At 61.6% G+C, this 24312-nt stretch carries 14 protein-coding genes; 11 read left to right on the top strand and 3 right to left on the bottom strand.

Annotated features, from left to right (window positions below; translation table 11 throughout):
• Positions 1-6 precede the first annotated feature (6 nt).
• The 5 genes from bcsA (ACLH1I_RS23490) to ACLH1I_RS23470 are packed head-to-tail and all read left to right on the top strand — an operon-like array spanning position 7 to position 10088.
• Positions 7-2118, top strand: a complete 2112-nt coding sequence (bcsA, locus tag ACLH1I_RS23490; RefSeq protein WP_004204982.1) for a UDP-forming cellulose synthase catalytic subunit — start codon at positions 7-9, stop codon at positions 2116-2118.
• The gene (gene bcsB / locus ACLH1I_RS23485) at positions 2115-4550 is read left to right on the top strand and encodes a cellulose biosynthesis cyclic di-GMP-binding regulatory protein BcsB (RefSeq protein WP_151629222.1); all 2436 of its coding nucleotides are present in this window, start codon (positions 2115-2117) and stop codon (positions 4548-4550) included. Before bcsA (ACLH1I_RS23490) ends, bcsB (ACLH1I_RS23485) begins: the two co-directional genes overlap by 4 nt.
• Positions 4547-8599: a cellulose biosynthesis protein BcsC gene (locus ACLH1I_RS23480; RefSeq protein WP_043522509.1), complete on the top strand. Its 4053-nt coding sequence runs from the start codon at positions 4547-4549 to the stop codon at positions 8597-8599. The genes bcsB (ACLH1I_RS23485) and ACLH1I_RS23480 overlap by 4 nt, the downstream gene beginning before the upstream one ends.
• On the top strand, positions 8599-9075 hold the full coding sequence (bcsD, locus tag ACLH1I_RS23475; protein ID WP_004204979.1) for a cellulose biosynthesis protein BcsD: 477 nt from the start codon (positions 8599-8601) through the stop codon (positions 9073-9075). The genes ACLH1I_RS23480 and bcsD overlap by 1 nt, the downstream gene beginning before the upstream one ends.
• 11 nt (positions 9076-9086) lie before the next feature.
• Complete coding sequence (locus ACLH1I_RS23470; RefSeq protein ID WP_004204978.1) at positions 9087-10088, top strand: glycosyl hydrolase family 8; 1002 nt, start codon at positions 9087-9089, stop codon at positions 10086-10088.
• Positions 10089-10193: 105 nt separating this feature from the next.
• On the opposite strand, the gene bcsG is transcribed toward ACLH1I_RS23470, so the two are convergent.
• Genes bcsG through bcsE form a run of 3 tightly spaced genes read right to left on the bottom strand, consistent with a single transcriptional unit; the run spans position 10194 to position 13617 of the window.
• Positions 10194-11870: a cellulose biosynthesis protein BcsG gene (gene bcsG, locus ACLH1I_RS23465; RefSeq protein ID WP_198080012.1), complete on the bottom strand. Its 1677-nt coding sequence runs from the start codon at positions 11868-11870 to the stop codon at positions 10194-10196.
• Positions 11867-12064, bottom strand: a complete 198-nt coding sequence (bcsF, locus tag ACLH1I_RS23460; protein WP_004204976.1) for a cellulose biosynthesis protein BcsF — start codon at positions 12062-12064, stop codon at positions 11867-11869. The genes bcsG and bcsF overlap by 4 nt, the downstream gene beginning before the upstream one ends.
• Positions 12064-13617 (bottom strand): cellulose biosynthesis protein BcsE, encoded by a 1554-nt coding sequence (bcsE, locus tag ACLH1I_RS23455; RefSeq protein ID WP_017900009.1) that lies wholly within the window; start codon positions 13615-13617, stop codon positions 12064-12066. The genes bcsF and bcsE overlap by 1 nt, the downstream gene beginning before the upstream one ends.
• A 169-nt stretch (positions 13618-13786) precedes the next feature.
• On the opposite strand from bcsE, the gene bcsR reads away from it, so the two are divergent.
• From bcsR to bcsC, 6 genes are read left to right on the top strand one after another with little or no spacing between them, the layout of a single operon-like run.
• The gene (gene bcsR, locus ACLH1I_RS23450) at positions 13787-13975 is read left to right on the top strand and encodes a cellulose biosynthesis protein BcsR (RefSeq protein ID WP_002921513.1); all 189 of its coding nucleotides are present in this window, start codon (positions 13787-13789) and stop codon (positions 13973-13975) included.
• Positions 13976-13986: 11 nt separating this feature from the next.
• Entirely contained in the window at positions 13987-14718 is a 732-nt protein-coding gene (bcsQ, locus tag ACLH1I_RS23445; RefSeq protein ID WP_004204974.1) for a cellulose biosynthesis protein BcsQ, read from the top strand.
• Positions 14715-17333, top strand: coding sequence for a UDP-forming cellulose synthase catalytic subunit (gene bcsA / locus ACLH1I_RS23440; protein ID WP_004204973.1), 2619 nt, complete (start codon positions 14715-14717; stop codon positions 17331-17333). Before bcsQ ends, bcsA (ACLH1I_RS23440) begins: the two co-directional genes overlap by 4 nt.
• A gap of 10 nt (positions 17334-17343) precedes the next feature.
• On the top strand, positions 17344-19689 hold the full coding sequence (gene bcsB, locus ACLH1I_RS23435) for a cellulose biosynthesis cyclic di-GMP-binding regulatory protein BcsB (RefSeq protein ID WP_198080014.1): 2346 nt from the start codon (positions 17344-17346) through the stop codon (positions 19687-19689).
• A gap of 3 nt (positions 19690-19692) precedes the next feature.
• Positions 19693-20802 (top strand): cellulose synthase complex periplasmic endoglucanase BcsZ, encoded by a 1110-nt coding sequence (bcsZ, locus tag ACLH1I_RS23430; RefSeq protein ID WP_064178573.1) that lies wholly within the window; start codon positions 19693-19695, stop codon positions 20800-20802.
• On the top strand, positions 20784-24263 hold the full coding sequence (bcsC, locus tag ACLH1I_RS23425) for a cellulose synthase complex outer membrane protein BcsC (protein WP_064183535.1): 3480 nt from the start codon (positions 20784-20786) through the stop codon (positions 24261-24263). The genes bcsZ and bcsC overlap by 19 nt, the downstream gene beginning before the upstream one ends.
• Positions 24264-24312: the final 49 nt, after the last annotated feature.

Below are 24312 nucleotides of genomic sequence, written 5' to 3'. Positions count from 1 at the left end.
TGCTGAATGAAAAAATCTCTTTTTTGGTTGCTGGCGCTGGTGCTGTCACCCGTCGCCGTGCTGGTGGTGATCACGCCGATGGACAGCCAGAAGCAGTATATTTTTGGTCTGCTGAGCATCGGTATTCTCTTTCTGATGGGGTTCAGCAAGCGCCGCAGCGTATCGGTCATTATGGTCGTCACGTCGCTGCTGATGTCTACCCGTTACATGTATTTTCGCCTCACGCAGACCCTGCACTTCAACTCAGCTATTGAAACTATCCTCGGCATGGGGCTCTTTCTGGCGGAAGTCTATATCTGGGTGATGCTGCTGCTTAACTATCTGCAGACCGTGTGGCCGCTGAAGCGCGGTATTGTTCCGCTGCCGGATGATATGAGCAAGTGGCCGACGGTGGATATCTATATTCCGAGCTATAACGAACCGCTTGAGGTGGTGCGTGACACCGTCCTCGCGGCACAATGTATTGATTATCCAAAAGATAAAATGAAAATCTATCTTCTGGATGATGGTAAGCGCAGCGAGTTTGCCGTCTTCGCCGCCGACGTCGGGGTGGGTTATATCACCCGCAACGATAACAAACACGCTAAAGCGGGAAACCTCAACCACGCCCTAACCCTGACCCAGGGGGAGCTTATCTGTGTTTTCGACTGCGACCACGTTGCCACGCGCGTGTTTCTGCAGGCCACCGTCGGCGGCTTCCTGAAAGATCCGATGCTGGCTCTGGTGCAGACGCCGCACTACTTCTATTCCCCGGATCCGTTCGAGCGCAACCTCTCCGTCGGACGCAACATCCCGAACGAAGGGATGCTGTTCTATGGCCCGATTCAGCAGGGCAACGATAACTGGAACGCCACCTTTTTCTGCGGCTCCTGCGCGGTGATCCGCCGCGAGGCGCTGGCGCAGATCGGCGGTTTCGCCGTGGAAACGGTGACCGAAGATGCCCATACGGCGCTCAAGTTCCAGCGCCTTGGTTGGAAGTCGGCCTTTCTCGATATCCCGCTGGCGGCTGGTCTCGCCACCGAGCGCCTGGTGGTGCACGTTATCCAGCGTACCCGCTGGGCGCGCGGGATGACGCAGATTTTTCGCGTCGATAACCCGCTGTTTGGCCGCGGGCTGACCTTCCAGCAGCGCTTGTGCTACCTCAGCGCCATGCTCTACTACCAGTTTGCGCTCCCGAGGGTAGTGTTTGTCACCGCCCCGCTGGCTTATCTGCTTTTTAACCTCAATATCATTTACTCGTCAGCGAGCCTGATCGTCTCCTATGCGCTGCCGCACCTGTTTCTCGCCATCTACGTCGGTTCGCGAATGAACGGCCGCTATCGCTACAGCTTCTGGGGGGAAATCTACGACATTGTGCTGGCTTTCCACCTGGTGCTGCCGACCCTGGTGACGATGATTTTCCCCAAACGCGGCAAATTCAACGTCACCGATAAGGGCGGCCTGCTGGACGTCGGCTACTTCGATTTCACCGTGGTGCGTCCGCACCTGGTGGTGGCCTGTCTGCTGGCGCTGGGGGTGATCGTCGGCATCGTCCGGGCGATTGGCCATGACTACTTTGGCTCGGACCCCAACGTTATCGCTCTGAACGTCGGGTGGGGGATCTACAGCCTGATCTTCCTGCTGGCGGCGATTGCCGTGGCGCGTGAAACGCGGCAGGTGCGGAAAACCATTCGTATCGATGTCGATATCCCGGTAGTGATCCATTACGCCAGCGGCATCGTGTCCCGCAGCCACACCGAGGATCTGTCGATGGGCGGTTGCCGCGTGGTGGCGCCGGATAAGCGCCATCTGGAGGATGATATCGAAGAGGTTGAGCTGATCCTGCAGTCCGGGGCTATCTCCATCCCGGCCCAGTTGGTCACCTCTGACGAGCGCTTCCTGCGCCTCAAGTTTGATGAAGATATTCCGCTTTCGCGCCGCCGTGAGCTGGTGCGCGTGGTGCTGGCCCGCGCGGATGCGTGGATTAATCCGCCGCGCCCGCAGGATAACCCGTTCCGCTCCTTCTTCACCATTTTACGCTGCGTGTTCGAACTGTTCTGGCTGACGTGGAAAACCCGTCGCAGCCAGCGCAATCGGGCAACAGTGGCGAAAACGGCGCAGGAGGATGGCACGTTATGAAGCGATTAACGACGCTGGCGCTGCTGGCAGGGATGCTCTCTGCGCCTGCGCTGCACAGTGAAGAACCGGGCTCCGGCGCCGCCGCGCCGCTGAGCTTTCCGCAGCTCAATGGCGCGGCGGACAGCGAGCCAGGCGACGAACCCCCGGCCGCCTCGCCGGAGGAGAGCGCCTCCCCGACAGCCCCCGCCACCGCCGGCGATGCGGCGGCGACGGCCCCTGCGCCGGATATGCCGGACTTGCCCCCGCCGGTGAGCGGGTCGGCCGCGCCGGAGGTCATTCCTGTCGCTCCGGTCTGGGGAGGCGATCTGAATCTGGCGCAGATGGGGATGCCGGACGGCATTATCCTCAGCGGCGGTCAGCGGCAGGGGGGCGTCAGCTTTACCCTGCCTTCCGATCAGGTGGTGATCCATTCGCAGCTTAGCCTTGCCGTTCGCGTATCGCCGGAAATGGTGAGTCGCAACGCCACCCTGCAGCTGATGCTCAACGGTCAACCGCTCGGCACCCTGCCGCTGGGGGCCGATGGCGAGGATGTCTCCCATTATCAACTGGATATCCCGCCCGCGCTGATGGTTTCCAGTAATAACCTGAGCGTGAAGATCAACGATGGCGATACCCTGCAGTGCCAGCGTGACATTCATGATTCGTCGCGGGTGACGGTGCTGCCCACGTCGCATTTCAGCTGGGAAAGCCAGCAGTTGAACATCAGCGACGATCTGAGCCACTTCCCGCGTCCATTCTTCGACAGCATGCAGATGACGCCGGCGGACATCGCCGTTTCCTATGGAGCGAAGCCGTCGGCCGACGTCTTCAGCGCCGCGGCGCTGGTCTCTTCCTGGCTGGGTATCCAGGCGGACTATCGCGGCATCGCCTTCAGCGCGCTGCGCGACCGCCTGCCGGAACGCCACGGTATCGTGATTGGCCACCCGGGCGAGCAGGTGGGCGGCATGACGTTGCCGGAAACCGATAAGCCACTGCTGCGCATCATCGCCAACCCCGCCAATCCAGCCTACAAGCTGCTGTTGATTGTCGGCAAAAACGATACCGCGCTGCGCATGGCCGCCTGGCGCCTGACCCGCGGCAACTTCGCGCCGCAAACCGCGACGCTGGATGTTGAACCACAGACCATCCCGGTTGGCAAAGCGTACGATGCGCCGCGCTGGATCCCCACCGATCGTCCAGTCAGACTCAGCGAACTGCTGCGTAAGGATCAAAGCCCGACCGTCAGCGGCGTCTGGCACGAACCTTTACGTATCGCCTTCCGCGCCGCGCCGGACCTCTATCTGTGGGATGGCGAGACGATCCCGCTGCAGGTTGGCTACCGCTTCCCGTCGGAGAGTTGGATCAATGAAGACAAGTCCCTGCTGAGCGTCACGCTCAACGGCACCTTCCTCAACAACCTGCCGATGAACAAGCAGGGGCCGCTGGAGAAAGTCTGGCGCTACCTCGGGGGCGATGCGCGCCAGGAGCGCTTTACCATCCCGCTGGCACCCTACCTGATCTATGGCGATAACCAGCTGTCGATGTACTTCAATGTGGTGCCGAAGGACGATGTTCCGTGCTCGGTTCTGCTGAATAACAATATCAAGAGCCGCATCACTGACGACTCATGGATTGATTTGAGCAAAACGCGACACTTCTCGCTGCTGCCAAACCTCTCCTATTTCGTCGGCGCCTCTTTCCCTTTCTCGCGGCTGGCGGACTATTCGCAAACGACGCTCCTGCTGCCGGCGGAACCGTCTGAGACCCAGGTGGCAACCCTGCTGAATCTGGCGGCGCGCTCCGGGAATGCGACCGGCACCGCGCTGGCGAATAACCGCGTCGTGCTTGGGATGCCCACCGGCGGCGGGGATTTGCAGTCGCTGCGCGAACGTGATGTGCTGGCGGTCACCGCTCTCGATCAGCAGGCCTTCAACCAGAGCCTGCTGGCCGACTCACCCTACCGCCCGGTGGATAATGTGCTGAGCGTCCGCGAGCCCGACCTGTGGCAAAAAGCGCAGCGCCGACTCACCGGCGACTGGACCTCCGCCAGCCTCGATGCCGATCGCTACTTCTCATCCAGCAGCGCCTGGCGCGGGTTTATCAGCTATCGTTCGCCGTGGAACCCCGCCCGCCTGGTGGTGGTGGCGATGGCCAGCAATGATGACCAGCTGGCGCGACTGAAAAACGATCTGGACTCACCGCGCATCAATGCCGGGATCCGTGGCGATACCGCGGTGATCACCAGCGATAACGGGGTGCGTAGTTTCCAGGTGAGTACGCCGTTCCCCAGCGGTCAGATGCCGTGGTACATGATGTCGGTCTGGTATGCCAGCCAGCACTCCGGTTTCCTCGCTCTGCTGGGGCTGATTGCCACCTCGATAATGGGACTGGCGCTGACCGCGATGTTTAAACGTCACGCCCGTAAGCGTCTGGGTTCGGGGGATAACCAATGAAAAGAAAGATAACGATAACGATGAAAAGCTCCCGGCGGCTCACCACATTCTGCCTCACCGGCGCCCTGGCTCTCGGCGCTTCTGGCGGCGCGCTGGCGGCGGGTAACGATGCGGCGCTGCAGGCGCTGTTCGCCCAGGCCAACTACTGGCATGAGAAATCCCATGACGAGCTGGCGATGGAGTCCCTGCAGAAGGTGCTCTCGGTGGATGCCAACAACACCCAGGCGCTGTATCTGATGGCGCTCTGGTCGCAGCAGGGCGGCGATATGCAGGCGGCGGCGCAGTGGCGCGCGCGGCTGGCGAAAGCGGCGCCGGACAGCCCGGGACTGCAGGATCTGGACAACGCCAAAAAAATGTCGCAGGTGCCGCAGGGCCAGCTCAGTCTGGCTCGCCAGCAGGCGCGCGGCGGCAATATCCCCGGCGCGCTGGCGACCTGGCGCAGCATGTTCAATGGCAATACGCCGCCTGCCGGGCTGGCGGCGGAATATTACCTGACCATGGCCAGCGACAAATCGCTCTATCCGCAGGCCATTAGCGAACTGCGGCAGTACGTGGCGCAGCATCCCCAGGAGAACGCCCCGCGGGTAGCGTTGGGCAAAGCGTTAACCTGGCGGGAAGATACCCGTCGGGAAGGGATCGCCCTGCTCGAGCCGATGGCCAGCGGCAATAAAGAGGCGGACAGCGGCTTGCGTCAGGCCTTGCTCTGGCTGGGGCCGCAGGCCGGGGATGAGCAGTATTACGACACCTGGATGCAGCGTCATCCGCAGGATAGCGAAGTTCAGAACTACTTTCGTGAACGGCGCAGCGGCCAGGCGCGCGGCCAGGGCTACGCCAATCTCAACAGCGGCAATACCGCTGCCGCGAAGCAGCAGTTTGAAGAGGTATTGCAGACCAACCCGCAGGATGCCGATGCGTTGGCGGGCATGGGCTATATCGCGCAGCGCAGCGGCGACTACCAGGCCGCATCGCAATATCTGAGCCGGGCGGCGGACCTCGGCGGCGACGCCTCGGCGACCCGCCGTCAGCAGGCGGCTGATGCCCTGTTCTACGGCCAGCTGGCGCAGGCTCAGCAGGCCTATAAGCAGGGCAATATCAGCCAGGCGCTGGCGCTCTCCGCGCCGCTTGCGCAGCAGAGCGGGGCGCGGGGCGCCTCGGCGAAGCTGTTTCGCGCCGATGTGCTGCGACATAACAAAGATTTACCCCAGGCCGAGCAAACGCTGCGCTCACTGTTAAACGACGACCCGCAGAATGCGGCGGCGCGGGAAAACCTCTACTACGTGCTGCGCGAGCAGAATAAATCCGCCGAGGCGCAGGCGATGCTGCAGACGCTGCCGCAGAGCCTACAGCAAAAACTGCAGCCGCGAGTGGTGGCCGGCATGCCAGGCGACGCCCTGCGTCGTCAGGCCCAGGCGCAGGTCAGCAGCGGTAACCCAGCCGGCGCAATAGCCACCCTGCGCGAAGGCGTTGCCCGCTATCCAGACGATCCCTGGCTGCGTCTCGATCTGGCCCGACTGCTGCAAAAATCGGGTAACGCCAGCGAGGCCTCTTCGCTGATGTCGGCGGCCTATCGCCCCGGCGCCAGCAATAGCGCGTTGTATGCCGCCGCGCTGTTCGCCAGCGAAAACGGCGCCTGGCAACAGGCGCAGACGCTGCTGGCGCGCATTCCCGGCGGCAGCCAGACCAGCGACATGCGCGATTTACGCCAGCGGGTGAACTACAACCTGCAGCTGGTGACCGCCGAAAACTACCTGGCGCAGGGCAATACCATCGCCGCCAGCAATACCCTGCGGGCGATGGCCTCTACGCCGCCGAAAGCCCCGGCGGACGCCGGCAAGCTGGCGCGGCTGCTGGCCGAGAGCGGCGACCTGACCACCGCGGTATCGCTGGTGCGCAACAATATCAGCGGCGGGGTGTCCGGCAACGCCGGGGATTACGCCGATCAGATCGCCGTCCTGAACCAGGCCGGGCTGACCGGCGAGGCGCAGAACCTGATCAGCAATCCGCAGCTGCAGGCCAGCAGTACGCCGACGCAGCTGGCGAGCATTCGCAATGGCTATGTGATCAACGAGGCCGACCGCCTGCGCGAGCAGGGCAATTATGCCGCGGCGTATGACAAGCTGATCCGCGCCATGCAAAGCGATCCGCAGAATACCGATCTGATGTTCGCCATGGCGCGGCTGTACCAGAGCGGCAAAATGAACAAAGAGGCCGGGGTGGTCTATGACTATCTGATGACGCGCGATACGCCGAACCAGGATGCGCGCGCCGGGGCCATTGACGTGGCGCTGTCGGCGGGGAACAACGATCGCGCGGAACAGCTGGCCGGCGGCTTGCGTCAGGATAACTCCCCGGATCGCCTGCTGCTGCTGGCGAGAGTGGCGGAGGCCCAGGGTCATCATCAGCAGGCGATGACCTACCTGCGCAGCGCTCGCGGCAAACTGCTGGGCATGCAAAGCACCAACAGCAGCGAAACGCCGACCGTCGGCGGGGTGCTGGCGGCGGATAACCCCTTCATCGGCGTGTCGCAAACGTCGGCGCCGACGCGGACGGCCTCCGCCTACGGGCAGTATATGCCGTGGCAGGTTGCCCAGTCGGCCGCCGCGCCCGGCTCCTCGCTGCCGGGGATCCAGCGCACCGATCTGCCGGTGGACACCGCCCAGACGCGGATGCTGCGTCAGGTGGACACCATGATGGAGTCGCTGCAGGAGAAAACCGGCAGCTGGCTGCAGGGGGGAATGGACGTGCGCGGACGCGACGGCGAATCGGGCACCAGCAAGCTGACGGAGCTCAGAACGCCGCTGACCTGGTCCTCCTCGCCGTTTGGCGACTCGCGCTTTGACTTTACCGTCACCCCGGTGTCGTTAAACGCCGGGACCGCCAGCGGCGACGCCTGGCGTCGCTACGGCGCCAACCCGCTGGCCAACGCGGTCTCCAATATGGTGAGTACCGCCACCAGCGAGCAGGCGGCGATCGCCTCGATGACCGAGGCGGAGCGGACGGCCTATTTTGCCAGCAATCCGGGGGCAGAGGCGTTAAGCGGCCTGGGCACCCTGAACGCGGCGGACTTCAATCCGACCACCAGCAGCGGGATGGAAAACCTGGCGAAGCTCGGGAGCTATGATTCGGGGCAGGTGGCCAGCTATCTTTCCTCGTCCAGCCGTAAGCCGAACGTTGACCAGACCAGCGGCTCGACCGATTCGCAGAAGGCCAACGGCGTCGAACTGGCGCTGGCGCTAAGCGGTGACGATTACCGGGTCGATATCGGCAGCACGCCGCTGGGCCAGGATCTGAATACCGTTGTCGGCGGGGTGAAATGGTCGCCCAAGCTGACCAACTATCTGTCGCTGATCCTCACCGGCGAACGCCGCTCGCTCACCGACAGCCTGCTTTCGTATGTCGGTCTGAAGGATGCCTATTCCGGTAAAACCTGGGGGCAGGTGACGAAAAACGGCGGCACCCTGCAGCTGAGTTATGACGACGGTGACGCGGGCTTCTACGTTGGCGGCGGCGGTTACAGCTACCTGGGGCAGAACGTCGCCAGCAACACCAGCATCAACGCCAATGCCGGGGTCTATCTGCGGCCCTATCATGACGAATACCGCCAGCTGCAGGCCGGGTTGAGCATGAGCTATATGGATTACTCCAAAAACCTCAGCTACTTCACCTATGGCCAGGGGGGCTACTTTAGTCCGCAAAACTACGTCAGCGTGTCGCTGCCGGTCAGTCTGACGGAAAAATATGATAACTGGACCATGAAGCTCGGCGGCTCGGTGGGCTACCAGTCTTACAGCCAGGATAAGAGCGCCTATTTCCCGACCAATTCGGAGTGGCAGCAGACCCTGGAGACGGCGGTGAGCAATGGGTTTGCCAAGGAAGCCTACTATTCTGCGACCTCGAAGAGCGGCATCGGCTATACCCTGCGCGCCGGGGCGGATTACAAGGTCAACAAACAGATGACGCTGGGGGGCCAGATTGGCTATGACACCTTCGGGGATTATAACGAAAGCACCGCCGGGCTCTATATTCGCTATATGTTAGGAGATCATTGATGATGACGGAGAACAATAACCCGGTGGTGATGACCTGGTTTCAGCAGCAGCAAACGCCTGCCGGATGGTTCGATCTGTTGATTATTATGGTCGAAGGTATGTTAAATAATGCCGGCGAGCTGGAAAGTCAGCCCTTCCTGCGTCAGATGGGCGCCTCGTTGGCGGAGACCCATCCGTTGCCGGCGTCGGAGACCGTAGGGGAGCTGGAGGCGAATATCAACCGGCTGCTGACCCATTTCCACTGGGGGGTGGTGACCATCGACGTCGGTGAGGATGGCCTGCGCTTGCGCCATCAGGCGTTGCCGGTCAGCCGCGACGATGCGGGGCGCGTGCGCTGGTGCAACGCGTTCTGTGCCATACTCGAGGGGTTATATTCTCGCTGGCTGCAGAGTCAGGGAGGCAGCGCTCACGTAATATTGCAGCGTGAGCGGGTGTTCTCTGTCTCTGACGTTCAGTTTCTTTACTACCATCCATAATGAGTGAATTTATGCCCCTGCGTGCTTTAGTGGCGGTGATAGTGACAACGGCAGTAATGCTGGTGCCCCGGGCGTGGGCGGATACGGCCTGGGAGCGTTATAAGGCCCGTTTTATGATGCCGGACGGCCGTATCATTGATACCGCCAATGGCAATGTGTCGCATACGGAAGGCCAGGGCTTCGCCATGCTCCTGGCGGTGGCGAATAACGATCGCCCGGCGTTCGACAAGCTGTGGCAGTGGACAGACAGCACCCTGCGCGACAAGTCTAACGGGCTGTTTTACTGGCGCTATAACCCGGTGGCGCCGGACCCGATCGCCGATAAAAACAACGCCACCGATGGCGATACCCTGATCGCCTGGGCGCTGCTGCGCGCGCAAAAGCAGTGGCAGGACAAGCGCTACGCCACGGCCTCCGATGCCATCACCGCCTCCCTGCTGAAATATACGGTGGTGACTTTCGCCGGTCGCCAGGTGATGCTCCCGGGCGTGAAGGGGTTTAACCGCAACGACCACCTGAACCTTAACCCCTCCTATTTCATCTTCCCGGCCTGGCGGGCCTTTGCGGAGCGGACGCACCTGACCGCCTGGCGGACATTGCAGAGTGACGGGCAGGCGCTGCTGGGGCAGATGGGCTGGGGGAAATCGCATCTGCCCAGCGACTGGGTGGCGCTGCGGGCGGATGGCAAGATGCTGCCGGCCAAAGAGTGGCCGCCGCGGATGAGTTTCGATGCGATCCGTATCCCGCTGTATATCTCGTGGGTCGATCCGCACAGCGCCTTGCTCGCACCGTGGAAAGCCTGGATGCAGAGTTACCCGCGCCTGCAAACTCCGGCGTGGATCAACGTTAGCACCAACGAGGTCGCCCCGTGGAATATGGCCGGCGGCCTGCTGGCGGTGCGTGATTTAACGCTTGGCGAACCGCTGGAAGCGCCGCAGATTGACGACAAGGATGATTATTACTCCGCCAGCCTCAAGCTGCTGGTCTGGCTGGCGAAACAGGATCAGCGCTAGCGCTGTGATGGCTTTGCAGGTTTCTCAGCCCGTATCCTGCGGGCTGAGAGAAAAGAGCAGGAACGTCTCACGATGTAAGGCCGCCAGAATAGGCGGCCTTGTCGCTTATTGCGGATAAGGCACCCAACTGCCGCCATTCAACTGGACATAAGGCTTGCCCTGATACTGGATAACGATGGCGTTGGCGTTTTCGGACACCGCCGCGCTCTGCGGCAGGTTGGCGACATACTGCTGCCAGTTGACGCTGTCTTCGCTGAACATTTTGCCGTCGAGGGCGCGCACCACCAGCTCCGACACCGCCAGGTAGCTGCTGGGCTGATCGATGATAATTGGCGCGCCTTCATGCGGCGCCTTCATGCCGAAGAATTTCACCGCCGTCGGGACGTTAGTGATCGACGGGCTCGGGATATCCCGCAGGCCAGACACCTGCATCTTATCGCCCTTCAGCGCGCCGCCGTGTTCCGGCACCACCACCACCATCACCTTACGCCCCGATTTTTCCAGTTCGGTGAAGAAGTTATCCAGGTCGTCAAACAGCTTCTGCGCCCGCACTTTGTAGTCCGCGGTTTTGCTTTGTCCCGGGAAGTGATTGCCGTCATGCAGCGGCAGGGTGTTATAGAACGTGGCGCTCCGCGGATTGCTGCTGGCCTCTTCGGTCTTCAGCCAGCGGTTGAGAACCGCGAGATCCTCATACACTGGCGAGCCATCAAATGCCTGCAGGCTGACCGGCAGACCTCTCTGGTCCATCAGCGGGCTCTGCATGCCGCCCAGCGAACGCAGCTCTTTTAGGAAGTCGCCGAACAGGCCGTTGTGGCCGAGCATCAACTGCTGGTTGAAGCCGAGTTTCGCCAGGTTTTCAAACAGGTAGCAATCGGCGCCGGATGGCTGATACAGGTTGGTATGCGACAGCTGGCCGCAGCTGGCGCGCAGCAGACGCACCGCCGCAGGTCCGCTGTAGGAGGTCGCTGAGTTAAAGTTTTTGAAGACGATATCGAAATGCTTCCACAGCGGGTGGTCCATCAGCCCGGCGGCTTCAATATCCGACCAGGAGAGCGAGCAGATATTGATCACCAGCAGGTCAAACGGCTGCGCATCCGCCGGCAGCTGGTCCGGAAACGGTGTCTTGCGCTTCTGCTCGGCGGCATAGAAACCGTTCAGCCAGTTGGTGAGGTTGGCCGAGGTCGGCGGTTCGGTCTGCGGCGGAATATCGCTGCTGGCCGGGCTGGACGCGGCGCCAGCGGCGGCGTTGGTCCCGACGTTGGCCGGCGCGGTGGCGGCGGCAGTGGTGGGCTGACCGGCAGGCCAAATGGTAAAGGCCGGCAGCAGCGGACTGACCGCCTGCCAGACGACCATCGCGGAGACAAACACGGTAACGCGCAGCCACTGGCTGATAAACAGCCACAGCACCAGTAAAACAAAGAAGGCGCCGACCATGCTCCAGTTGATAAAGCGGACAATCAGATCCCAGATATAGCTGGCGCTGAAGCCGGCGATTTGCGATCCCTGGCTAAAAATCGACTCTGGCCCGGGCAGCCAGGTATCGTGCCAGAACAGCGCGAATCCCAGCGGAATGGCGATCCAGTGGCGGATGCGGTGCAGCTTTTCGCGCGGGATCGGCACCAGCAGAAAGGCGAGAAACACCAGGTTAAGCATCGGGTGAAAATTGAGATACCCGGCCCACAGCAGGGCAAACTTGACCAGAAAGTAGAAGTTCCAGCCGCCAAGGCCGCGCCAGTACTGCCAGAGCGGAAGCGGTGCCGCGGTCGTTTTTTTATTTGTCATTTGTTCGCTTTGCCTTGCTTAACCGTTGTTCCCCGGCGTAATACCCCTGCCGGTTTCACGTAACGGGGTTTAAAGAACATCAGTCTTAACGTCGTGCGGATCCGGCGCTGATAGTGGCGCGTCAGGTAGCCCAGCGGAAAAAACAGCAGGGCGCAGAGCACCACCAGTTGCAGAATATCGGCGATAGACATCATCAGGCTTGCTCCTCACGGGTGGTTAACCGGTGTGGTTCGGGGTAGCGTCGCCAGTGGCGTCCATCATGGGTGGCGTTGATGGTCTCGTTTTTACCGACCGTGAGAGGCAGCGGCGTATTCCAGCGCGCCGGCTCGATGCCGCGCATGATCACAATTTCCGAGAGAATCTGTTTGTCTTCAAACCACACCATGCGGTTAGAAAAAATATCGCCGGTCGGCAGCGGGAAAATGTGGTTTAGCGCGGTATCGAGGTCATTGATCCGGCAAAACGACAAGAACAGCACCAGCCGGTTATTGCCGATGGTCATGATGTCGCCCATCCGGTTGGGTTTGCATAACGTCAGCGCCTGCTCAACGCGCAGCCCCGGCGCCGGGCGCAGGGCCACCATCACGCCTTTGCTGTCGGCCGGCAGCAGGGTATTGGTCATCACGTTGTGCACCGCTTCGCAAAAGGCGTCCCATTTCTGATAGCCGCGCAGTTTTAACGGCTGGCTCCAGGTCAGCAGGGTGGCAAAATCTTCCGGGATATGGCGGGAGAACTTTTGGTTCTGAACGCTTTCAATCAGCGTCAGGCAGCGGGAAAGCGACGCGCTGTTAGGGATCACCAGGCTGGCGCCGCTGCTCAGCAGCAGCCGCTCATCAGTCGCGCGCAGGCTGGGGGTTTGTTCGCGGACAATAATTTTCAGCGCCGTGCCGCGCTGACGGCGCAGGGTATGAATATAGCGGCCCAGCTGTTCAATTTGCGTATTTTGGGTAATGGAGAAGAGGATCGTCGCCGCTTGCGCGGTGCGCCCGGCGTTGAAGACCTCGTCGTTGGTGTCAAACAGGGTCCAGTATTCCGACAGCGGCGGGGCACCTTCCAGCACGCGCACATTGCTGAGGATCGCTTTTTCATCGCTGCGCGGCTGCACGCTGGTTTCAGCGTCCTGCGCTAATCGCCAGCCGGCGTCATCATGTTGCACCATCAGCTGCTGCTGGGCGCTGATGCCCTTATCGCTTCCCCACCAGGCAATATCAAAGATATGCCGGTCGCCCTGGTAACGAATACTTGCCAGTCCGGAAAGGGAGCGGTACTCACGTAATAAGGGAGTCAGCTGCCGATCAATATCCTGCGCGGAATTGATCGCTAAGAATGCGCAGCGATGATATTGCGCCCAGCGGCTGGTCTTTTCCACCCAGGCGCATAACTTTTCGTTATTTATATTTTGCCAGGCATTTTCAGCACATAGCAGAATAAATAAATAATTGCCAGGTTCGAGGGAGCAGACCAAGTCGCGATGTATTTCTTCCAGCGCCTCCGGACGATTCGGCAGGGTAAACAGTGCAATATTATCCGGGCCGTGAATGTGTTCTAATGAAATGATATCATTTGGTTTATTCCCCATCACCAGCGCGGCAACCTTGCTGTTTTTCGCCTGCGTGGCCAGCGTCTGATTAAATAGACTGACGGCATCGGCATAACGGTCAACGTTGAGCCACCATACCCCGCCGACCGGCATATGGCACACTTCATCCCATAATGATGAAATACCCAAAGTAAATACACTATCCACGGCATCCCTCGTGCGCCCTGATTCACACTGGATAAGTTTACTAGCGAAACTGACAGAGTAAACCTAACATTGAAATTAAAGGTCATCAGTTTTAGCATGTACACCTGCTTTTTAAGGATGCGCTGTATACGTCCTCTGGTTTAATAATAAATTTCGAACGGACAGAGATATGCCAGCAAAAGATCCTGCGGTACCCACGGACGCCACGCTGGGGTACACCTTTCAAAATGATTTTCTGGCGCTTAGCCGGGCATTTTCCCTGCCGGATATTGATTATCATGATATTTCCAGGCGCGAACAGCTGAACGCGGCGCTGAAGCGCTGGCCGCTGCTGGCAGAGTTTGCAGAGAAAAAATAAGGAAGCCGGAGATGGCTATTCTGGGATTACAGGGCGTGCGAGGGGGGACTGGCGTCACGTCCATTACGGCTGCACTCGCCTGGGCGCTGCAATTGCTCGGTGAAACGGTGCTTGCGATCGACGCCAGCCCGGATAATATGCTGCGTTTTTTCTTCAATACCGACATCCATCATCAGGACGGCTGGGCGCGGGCGCTGCTCGATGGCCGGGACTGGCGCGACGCGGGTCTGCGCTATACGCAGCATATCGATCTGCTGCCGTTTGGCCAGCTCAGCGCGGGCGAAAGAGAAAACGTCGACCAGCTGCAGCCCACCCTGGGGGCGATGACGGAGGCCGTACTGCAGCTGCAGGGGCAGTACCGCTGGCTACTGCTGGATCTGCCGGCGGGCTATTCGCCGTTGACCCGCGAGCTGCTGACGCTCTGCGACCGCTCGCTGGTGGTGGTCCATCCCGACGCCAACAGCCATATCCGTTTGCACCAGCAGCCCTTTCCGGCCAACAGCGATATTCTGATTAACGATCTGCGGGTCGGCAGCCAGCTGCAGGAAGATCTCTACCAGCTGTGGCTCGAGAGCCAGCCGCGCATCCTGCCGGTGACCATTCATCGCGACGAGGCGATGGCCGAGTGCCTGGCGGCGAAGCAGCCCCTTGGGGAGTATCGCCAGGACTCTCTGGCGGCGGAAGAGGTACTGACCCTGGCGAACTGGTGTCTGATCCACTATGCCGGCGGGAGGCCGGCATGATCCGCCTCAGCACGCTGCTGCTGGCCCCGCCGGTGGGGGAACGGCTGCGCGCGCGCTATGACGACTACCGGCAGCATGGCGCCTCATGGCTGTCGGCGTCGCTTGGCTGCCTGTGGGCATCGCTGGTCTGGGCGCTAATGCCGCTGGAGACGCCGCGATGGCAGGCGATTCTGGCGCACCATGACACCTATTTCCCCCATATTAATCCGCATCGGCCACGTCCGCTGGATCCGCTGCGCTACCTGCTGCAATCCCTGTGGTTACTGACAACGCGCGTGCCGGAGCCGGAGAAAAAGGTCAACTGGCGTTCGCTGGCGGCGCTGGAAGGTGTGCACGGTCGCTATACGCAGTGGCTGGAAAAATTGCCTGAGCAGGTCAACGCCCGCACCGGTCATCTGGATAAACAGAAAGAGCTGGCGCACCTCAATCCCAAACTGCGCCGGGCGATCCTTGGGGGGGTGACCTGCTGCTCGCTGGTGCTGGCGCTGATGTGTATTACGCAGCCTTTTAACCCGCTGTCGCAGTTTATCTTCCTGATGCTGCTGTGGGGCGTGGCGCTGCTGGTGCGGCGCATCCCCGGCCGCTTCTCGGCGCTGATGCTGATCGTGCTGTCGCTGACGGTCTCGTGCCGCTATATCTGGTGGCGCTATACCTCGACGCTGAACTGGAACGACCCGGTAAGCCTGGTGTGCGGGATTATTTTGCTGTTCGCTGAGACCTACGCCTGGGTGGTGCTGGTGCTGGGCTACTTCCAGGTGGTCTGGCCGTTGAACCGCCAACCGGTGCCGCTGCCGGAGGATATGGATCTGTGGCCGACGGTGGACATCTTCGTCCCCACCTACAACGAAGATCTCAACGTGGTGAAAAACACCATCTACGCCTCGCAGGGCATCGACTGGCCGAAGGACAAGCTGAACATCTGGATCCTCGACGACGGCGGACGGGAAGCGTTTCGCCAGTTTGCCAAAGATGTCGGGGTGCACTATATCGCCCGTACCAGCCATGAGCACGCCAAAGCCGGCAACATCAACAATGCGCTGAAATACGCCAAAGGGGAGTTCGTCTCGATCTTTGACTGCGACCATGTGCCGACGCGCTCGTTTCTGCAGATGACCATGGGCTGGTTCCTGAAAGAGAAAGAGCTAGCGATGATGCAGACCCCGCACCACTTCTTCTCGCCCGATCCCTTCGAGCGCAACCTTGGTCGTTTTCGCAAAACGCCGAACGAAGGGACGCTATTCTACGGCCTGGTGCAGGACGGGAACGATATGTGGGACGCCACCTTCTTCTGCGGCTCCTGCGCCGTGATTCGCCGTGGCCCGCTGGATGAGATCGGCGGAATCGCCGTCGAAACGGTGACCGAAGATGCCCACACCTCGCTGCGCCTGCACCGGCGGGGTTACACCTCCGCCTATATGCGTATTCCGCAGGCGGCGGGGCTGGCGACGGAGAGTTTATCCGCGCATATCGGCCAGCGCATCCGCTGGGCGCGCGGGATGGTGCAGATATTCCGCCTCGATAATCCGCTGTTTGGCAAAGGCCTGAAGCTGGTACAGCGCGTCTGCTACGCCAACGCCATGCTTCACTTTCTCTCCGGTATTCCGCGCCTCATCTTCCTCACGGCGCCGCTGGCCTTTTTGCTGCTCCATGCCTATATCATTTATGCGCCAGCGCTGATGATCGCGCTATTCGTGTTGCCGCATATGATCCACGCCAGCCTGACCAACTCGAAGATTCAGGGCAAATATCGCCATTCGTTCTGGAGTGAAATCTACGAGACGGTGCTCGCCTGGTATATCGCGCCGCCCACCTTTGTGGCGCTGATTAATCCGCATAAAGGCAAATTCAACGTCACCGCGAAGGGCGGACTGGTGGAAGAGGAGTATGTCGACTGGGTGATCTCCCGGCCCTATATCTACCTTGTGCTGCTCAACCTGGTCGGCGTCGCGGTGGGGATCTGGCGCTTTATGTACGGCCCGGAAAACGAAATTCTCACCGTCTGGGTGAGTATTGTCTGGGTGTTCTACAACCTGATTATTCTTGGCGGCGCGGTGGCGGTCTCGGTCGAAAGCAAGCAGGTCCGCCGGTCGCATCGTGTCGAAATGAGCATGCCGGCGGCAATTGCCCGCGAAGATGGCCATCTGTTCTCCTGCACCGTTCACGACTATTCCGACGGTGGGCTGGGGATCAAAATTCACGGCGACGCTCAGGTGTTGGAGGGGCAGAACGCCAGGCTGCTGCTCAAACGGGGACAGCAGGAGTATGCCTTCCCGGTGCGGGTCGCGCGGGTCAACGGCAGCGAAGTGGGATTGCAGCTGCTGCCGTTGACCAACCAGCAGCATATCGATTTTGTGCAGTGTACGTTTGCCCGCGCCGATACGTGGGCGCTTTGGCAGGATAGCTTCCCGGAAGACAAGCCGATGGAAAGCCTGCTGGATATCCTCAAGCTGGGGTTCCGTGGCTATCGTCACCTGGCGGAGTTTTCGCCGCCGTCGGTGAAGGTGGTTTTCCGCGCGCTCACCTCGCTGGTGGCATGGATAGTGTCGTTTGTACCCCGACGCCCTGAACGCGCCGCGCCGACGCTCTCCGCAGACCCGGCAATGGCTCAACAATGATGATAATGCGATGAAAAGAAAACTTTCCTGGATGTGTGCAGTAGCGGTGGGCATGTGCAGCTGGTATCCGCTGGCCTCTTACGCGGCGCCGGCCACCGTGGTGAATCCGGCCCCTGGCGTTCAGCCGCAGGCGGCCTCCCCGCTCGCGCCGGTGACGACAGGCGAGCCGACGGCAACCCTCGCCGAACCGACCGCTCCGGCGGTGGTCGCCGAGAACGTCCCGCAGCGGGAGGTGAAGCTGACCTTTGCCACCATCGCGCCGCCTCCGGGCAGCATTGTGCTGCGCGGCTCACGGCCTGACGCCTCGGTTGAATTCGGCATGCGTAGCGATGAGCTGGTCGCTAACGCGCTGCTCAATCTGGAATACACCCCGTCGCCCTCGCTGCTGCCCGTGCAGTCGCAGCTGAAAGTCTATCTCAACGATGAGCTGATGGGCGTCCTGCCCGTCACCAAAGAGCAGCTGGGGAAAAAGATCCGCGCGCAGCTGCCGATTGACCCGCTGTATATCACCGACTTCAACCGTATACGGCTGGAGTTTGTCGGCCACTACCGCGATGTCTGCGAAAACCCGGCCAGCAGCACGCTATGGCTGGACGTCGGGCGCGAAAGCTATCTGGATCTCACCTACCAGCCGCTGAAGGTGCATAACGATCTGTCGCACTTCCCGGTACCGTTCTACGATCCGCGCGACAACCGCCCGCTGACGCTGCCGATGATTTTCCCGGGCTCGCCGGCGGTGGCCCAGCAGCAGGCGGCGGCGATTATCGCTTCATGGTTCGGCAGCAAGGCCGGCTGGCGCGGCCAGCAGTTCCCGGTCTATTTCAACGAACTGCCGGATCGTAACGCCATTGTCTTCGCCACCAACGACAAGCGTCCGGATTTCCTGCGCGATCATCCGCCGGTCAACGCGCCGACCATCGAAATGATCGACAACCCGAACGATCCTTACGTCAAGCTGCTGGTTATTTTCGGCCGCGATGATAAAGACCTGCTGCTGGCGGCGAAGGGGATTGCCCAGGGCAATATTCTGTTCCGCGGCAGCAGCGTCACCGTGGACGGCATCAAAACCCTGCAGCCGCGGCAGCCATACGATGCGCCAAACTGGGTGCGCACCGACCGCTCGGTCACCTTTGCTGAGCTGAAAACCTATGAGCAACAGCTGCAGTCCAGCGGGCTGGTGCCGGATGCCATCACCGTGGCGCTTAACCTGCCGCCGGATCTCTATCTGCTGCGGGCCAACGGCATCGATATGGATCTGAAATACCGCTATACCATGCCGCCGGTGAAGGATAGCTCGCGGATGGATATCAGCCTTAACGACCAGTTCCTGCAGTCGTTCAGCCTTAACAGCTCGCAGGATGTGAACAAACTGATCCTGCGCCTGCCGGTGCTGCAGGGGCTGCTGGACGGCAAATCGGAGGTTACCATACCCGCGCTGCGTCTTGGGGCGGTGAACCAGCTGCGCTTTGACTTCCAGTACATGAACCCGATGCCCGGCGGCTCTATCGACAACTGTATTACCTTCCAGCCGGTGCAGAACCATGTGGTGATCGGCGACGATTCGACCATCGACTTCTCGAAGTATTATCACTTTATTGCTCTACCGGACCTGCGCGTCTTCGCCAATGCCGGCTTCCCTTACAGCCGTATGGCGGACCTCGCCGACACCATGGTGGTGGTGCCGAAGGCGCCGACCCAGGGCCAGGTGGCGACGCTGCTGCAGGCGCTGGGCGGCATCGGTTCGCAGACCGGCCTGGCGGCGATTAATCTGCAAATGACTGACGATGGCAACCAGATCAAGAATAAAGATGCGGATCTGCTGCTGATCGGCGCGATCCCCTCGTCCCTCAAGGACGATACCAAAATCAACCTGCTGGTCGAGGCGACCAAAAGCTGGGTGAAAATGCCGATGCGTCATTACGACCTGGCGAGCATTTATCCCGATGATGAGGCCCGCACGCCCAACACCCGCACCGACATCACTTCTTCCGGACCGATGGCGGCGGTGATTGGCTTCCAGTCGCCCTACAACGATCAGCGCAGCGTGGTGGCCCTGCTGGCCGACAGCCCACGCGGTAATGAACTGCTAACCAACGCCCTCAACGACAGTGGTAAGCGGGCGGCGATGTTTGGCTCGGTGGCGGTGATCCGCGAATCCGGCGTCAACAGCCTGCGGGTGGGCGATGTTTACTATGTCGGCCATCTGCCCTGGTTCGAGCGCATCTGGTTCGCGCTCTCTAACCACCCGATACTGCTGGCGATCTTCGCCGCGGTCAGTATCGTGCTGCTGGCGTGGGTGCTGTGGCGCATGCTGCGCATTATCAGCCGCCGCCGCCTTAGCCTGGATGATGAGTAAACGATGATGAAAGTACTTTGCGGCGCGGTGCTCTCCGCGCTGGTGCTGGCGGCGGGCCAGGCGAGCGCCGCCTGCCAGTGGCCCGCCTGGGAGCAGTTTAAGCAAGCCTACGTCAGCCCCGAGGGGCGGGTGATCGACCCCAGCGATGCGCGCAAAATTTCCACTTCCGAAGGACAGAGCTATGGCCTGTTCTTTGCCCTGGCGGCCAACGATCGCGCGGGGTTCGACAAGCTGCTGACCTGGACGCAGAACAACCTGGCGGAGGGCGACCTGCGGCAGCATCTGCCGGGCTGGCTGTGGGGGAAAAAGGACGACGAGCAGTGGACGCTGCTGGACAGCAATTCGGCATCCGACTCAGATCTGTGGATAGCCTGGGCGCTGCTGGAGGCGGGGCGCCTGTGGCAGCAGCCGCAGTACACCGAGACCGGGAAAGCGCTGCTGGCGCGGATTGTCGATGAAGAGACGGTGGCGGTGCCGGGCCTTGGCACGATGCTGCTGCCGGGAAAAGTCGGTTTTGCCGATGACAGCGGCTGGCGGTTTAACCCCAGCTATCTTCCACCGCAGCTGGCCACCTATTTTGTGCGTTTTGGCGCGCCGTGGCCTGCCCTGCGCGATACTAACCTGCGTCTGCTGCTGGAGACCGCACCGAAAGGCTTTGCCCCGGACTGGGTGCGCTATGAGAAAGGGAAAGGCTGGCAGCTGAAAACGGAGAAGCCGCCGATCGGCAGCTATGACGCGATTCGCGTCTACCTGTGGGTGGGCATGCTTCATGACGGCGATAAGCAGAAAGCGCGTCTGCTGGCCCGCTTTGCGCCGATGGCGGCGCAGACCACGGAGCAGGGGGTACCGCCGGAGAAAGTGAATATCGCCACCGGCAAAACCAGCGGCCAGGGGCCGGTGGGCTTTTCCGCGGTGATGCTGCCGTTTTTACAGAACGACGAGGCCCGGTCGGTGCAACGGCAGCGCGTCGCCGATAACTATCCCGGCGCGGATGCCTACTACAGCGCGGTCCTGACGCTGTTTGGCCAGGGTTGGGATCAACACCGTTTTCGTTTCACTGCGGGTGGCGAATTACAACCTGACTGGAACCAGGAATGCGCAAGCTCTCACTAAGTTTACTCACGCTGTCCCTCGGCGTTGCGCTGCTGCCGTTAGCGCAGGCGGCGACGACGCCCGCCCAGGAACATCTGCTGGAGCAGGTGCGCCTCGGCGAGGCCAGCAATCGTGAAGACCTGGTGCGCCAGTCGCTGTACCGTCTGGAGCTGATTGACCCCAACAACCCGGACCTGATTGCCGCGCGGATGCGCTATCTGCTGCGCCAGGGGGATGCCGCCGGGGCGCAAAAAGAGCTGGAGCGACTGACGAAGCTGGCGCCGGACTCCCCGGAGCTGAAGGCGTCGCGCAATGAGATGAAAAGCAACACCGGCGAGGGTCGTCAGGCGCTGCAGCAGGCGCGACTGCTGGGCGTGGCCGGGAAGGTCGATGAAGCCATCGCCGCCTACGAAAAGCTGTTCGGCGGCGTGCCGGATGATGTTGATGCCGCGATTGAATACTGGACGCTGGTGGCGCGCCTGCCGGCCCGTCATAGCGAAGGCGTCAGCCAGCTGAAAAAACTGAACGCCAGCGCGCCGGGCAACGTCAGCCTGCTGACGGCGCTGGCGAAGCAGATGTTTGCCGATAACAAACCGCAGGAAGGGTTCGCCTATCTGGCGGAAATGGCCCGCTCGGCCTCAGGACGCGGTATCGCCGCCGATATGTGGTACAGCGAGGTGAAAAGCATGCCGGTGAGCAAGGCCAGCGTGCAGGCGTTGCAGCAATTCCTGCTGCAGTTTCCTACCGGCTCGGTGGCGGCGAACGCCCGCGTCCTGCTCGACCAGCAGCAGGCGCAGCTGCAGGATCCGACGTTCCGCGCCCGCTCGGAAGGGCTGGCGGCGGTCAAATCCGGAAATACCTCGCAGGCGGTTGCGGATCTGCAGAAAGCCGTTCAGGCCGACAGCCGCGACAGCGATGCGGTGGGCGCCCTCGGCCAGGCCTATTCCCAGCGCGGCGACCGCGCGCGGGCGGTGGCCCAGCTCAATAAAGCGATCGCCATGGATCCCGACAGCCCGAATCGCGGCAAATGGGACAGCCTGCTGCAAACCAACCGCTACTGGCTGCTGATCAAGCAGGGGGATAACGCCCTGAAGGCCGGTCAGCTTGCGCAGGCGCAGAATTATTATGCCCAGGCGCAGCGGGTCGATCGGACCGACAGCTATGCCGTGCTGGGGCTGGGCGACGTCGCGGCGGCGCGCAAAGAGTCGGCGGCGGCGGAGCGCTATTATCAGCAGGCGTTGCGCCTGGATCGCGGCAATAACCTGGCGGTGCGCGGCCTGGCCAACCTCTATCGCGCTGAATCGCCCGAGAAAGCCAGCGCCTGGATCGCCGGCCTTCCTGCTGCCCAGCGGCGCAGTATTGATGATATCGAGCGCAGCCTGACCAACGACCGGCTGGAGAAACAGGCGCAGGCCCTGGAGAGCCAGGGCAACTGGGCGCAGGCGGCGGAAGTCCAGCGTCGGCGCCTGGCGCTCGATCCGGACAGCGTGTGGATCACCTATCGTCTGGCGCGGGATCTGGTCAGCGCCGGCGAACGCCAGCAAGCCGATGCGCTGATGCGGGCGATGGTCAACCGCCGGCCGCAGGATGCTGAACGGATATACGCCTCGGGGCTGTACCTGTCGGGGAACGACCAGGACGATCTGGCGCTGGCGCAAATCGCCACCCTGCCGCGCAGCGCGTGGACGGATAACATCCGTGAACTGGAGGCGCGTCTGCAAAGCGACCGGGTGCTGCGCCAGGCGAACCAATTGCGCGACAGCGGCGAGGAAGCGCAGGCGATCGCCCTCATCAAACAGCAGCCGGCCTCGGTACGCTATGACCTGACGCTGGCCGACTGGGCGCAGCAGCGCGGCGACAACCAGACGGCGATTGCCGACTATCAGCGGGTGCTGCGTCAGGAAGCCGACAACGGCGATGCGCGCCTCGGCCTTGCGGAAGTCTACCTGGCCGAGGGGGATAAACCGGCCGCCCGGGCGCAGGTCATGCAGCTGAAAGGCGCAGAAGCCGAATCCATGAATATGCAGCGGCGGGTCGCCCTGGCGCGAGCTGGCCTTGGCGATACCGCTGACGCCCAACGGATTTTTAACCAGATTGTGCCGCAGGCGAAGGCGCAGCCGCCCTCGATGGAGAGCGCGCTGGTGCTGCGCGATGCCGCGCGCTTTGCCACCCGGAACGGGGAGCCGCAGCAGGCGCTGACCCACTACCGGGAGGCGATGGTGGCCTCCGGCATCACCCCCGCGCAGCCGCAGGATAACGATACCTTTACCCGGCTGACGCGCAACGACAGCCGGGATGACTGGCTGAAGCGCGGGATCCGCAGCGATGCCGCCGACCTTTATCGCCAGCAGGATCTGAACGTCACCCTGGAACATGACTTCTGGGGATCCAGCGGCACCGGCGGCTATTCCGATCTGAAGGCGCATACCACCATGCTGCAGGTGGATGCCCCGCTAGCGGATGGCCGGATGTTCTTCCGCACCGACCTGGTCAATATGGATGCCGGCAGCTTTTCCACTCACAGCGACGGGAGCTACTCGCCCAGCTGGGGCACCTGCGGGGAGATCGCCTGCACCAGCGGCAGTAAAAATCAGACCGACAGCGGGGCCAGCGTGGCGGTCGGCTGGCAGAACGACACCTGGAGCGGGGATATCGGCACCACGCCGATGGGCTTCAATGTCGTCGATGTGGTCGGCGGCCTGAGCTACAGCAGCGACGTCGGGCCGGTGGGGTACACGGTCAACGTCCACCGGCGGCCCATCTCCAGCTCGCTGCTCTCCTTTGGCGGGCAGAAAGACAGCAACAGCCATACCGGCACCACCTGGGGCGGTGTTCGCGCCGACGGCGGCGGTGTGAGCCTCAGCTATGACCGGGGCGAAGCGCACGGGATCTGGTCCTCGCTGGGGGCCGACTCGCTGACCGGTAAAAACGTGGCGGATAACTGGCGCGTGCGCTGGATGACCGGCTACTACTACAAGGTGATTAACGAGAATAATCGTCGCGTTACCGTCGGCCTCAACAATATGATCTGGCACTACGACAAAGATCTCAGCGGCTACACCCTCGGCCAGGGCGGCTATTACAGCCCGCAGGAGTACCTCTCTTTCGCCGTGCCGGTGACCTGGCGTCAGCGCACGGAGAACTGGTCCTGGGAACTCGGCGGGTCGGTGTCATGGTCCCATTCGCGTACCCAAACGCAGGCCCGCTATCCGCTGCTTAACCTGATCCCGTCCGACTATCGGCAGCGCGCCAGCGAACTGACGGAGCAGGGCAGCAGCAGCCAGGGATTCGGTTACACCGCCAGAGCGCTGGTGGAGCGGCGGGTGACCAGCAACTGGTTCGTTGGCGCCGCGGTCGATATTCAGCAGGCGAAGGATTATACCCCGAGCCATGCGCTGCTTTACGTCCGCTACTCGGCGGCAGGCTGGCAGGGGGATCTGGATATGCCGCCCCAGCCGCTGGTGCCTTACGCCGACTGGTAGCAGAATAGGCTGAATTACGTCACAGAGCGCCACTCCACGGCGCGCTTCG

This window comes from Klebsiella sp. 1SOBk10mer, from assembly GCF_046602535.1.
Lineage (GTDB): Bacteria > Pseudomonadota > Gammaproteobacteria > Enterobacterales > Enterobacteriaceae > Klebsiella > Klebsiella quasipneumoniae.
The sequence above is the reverse complement of the archived record's forward strand: the minus strand, read 5'-3'. Positions and strand labels throughout refer to the sequence as shown.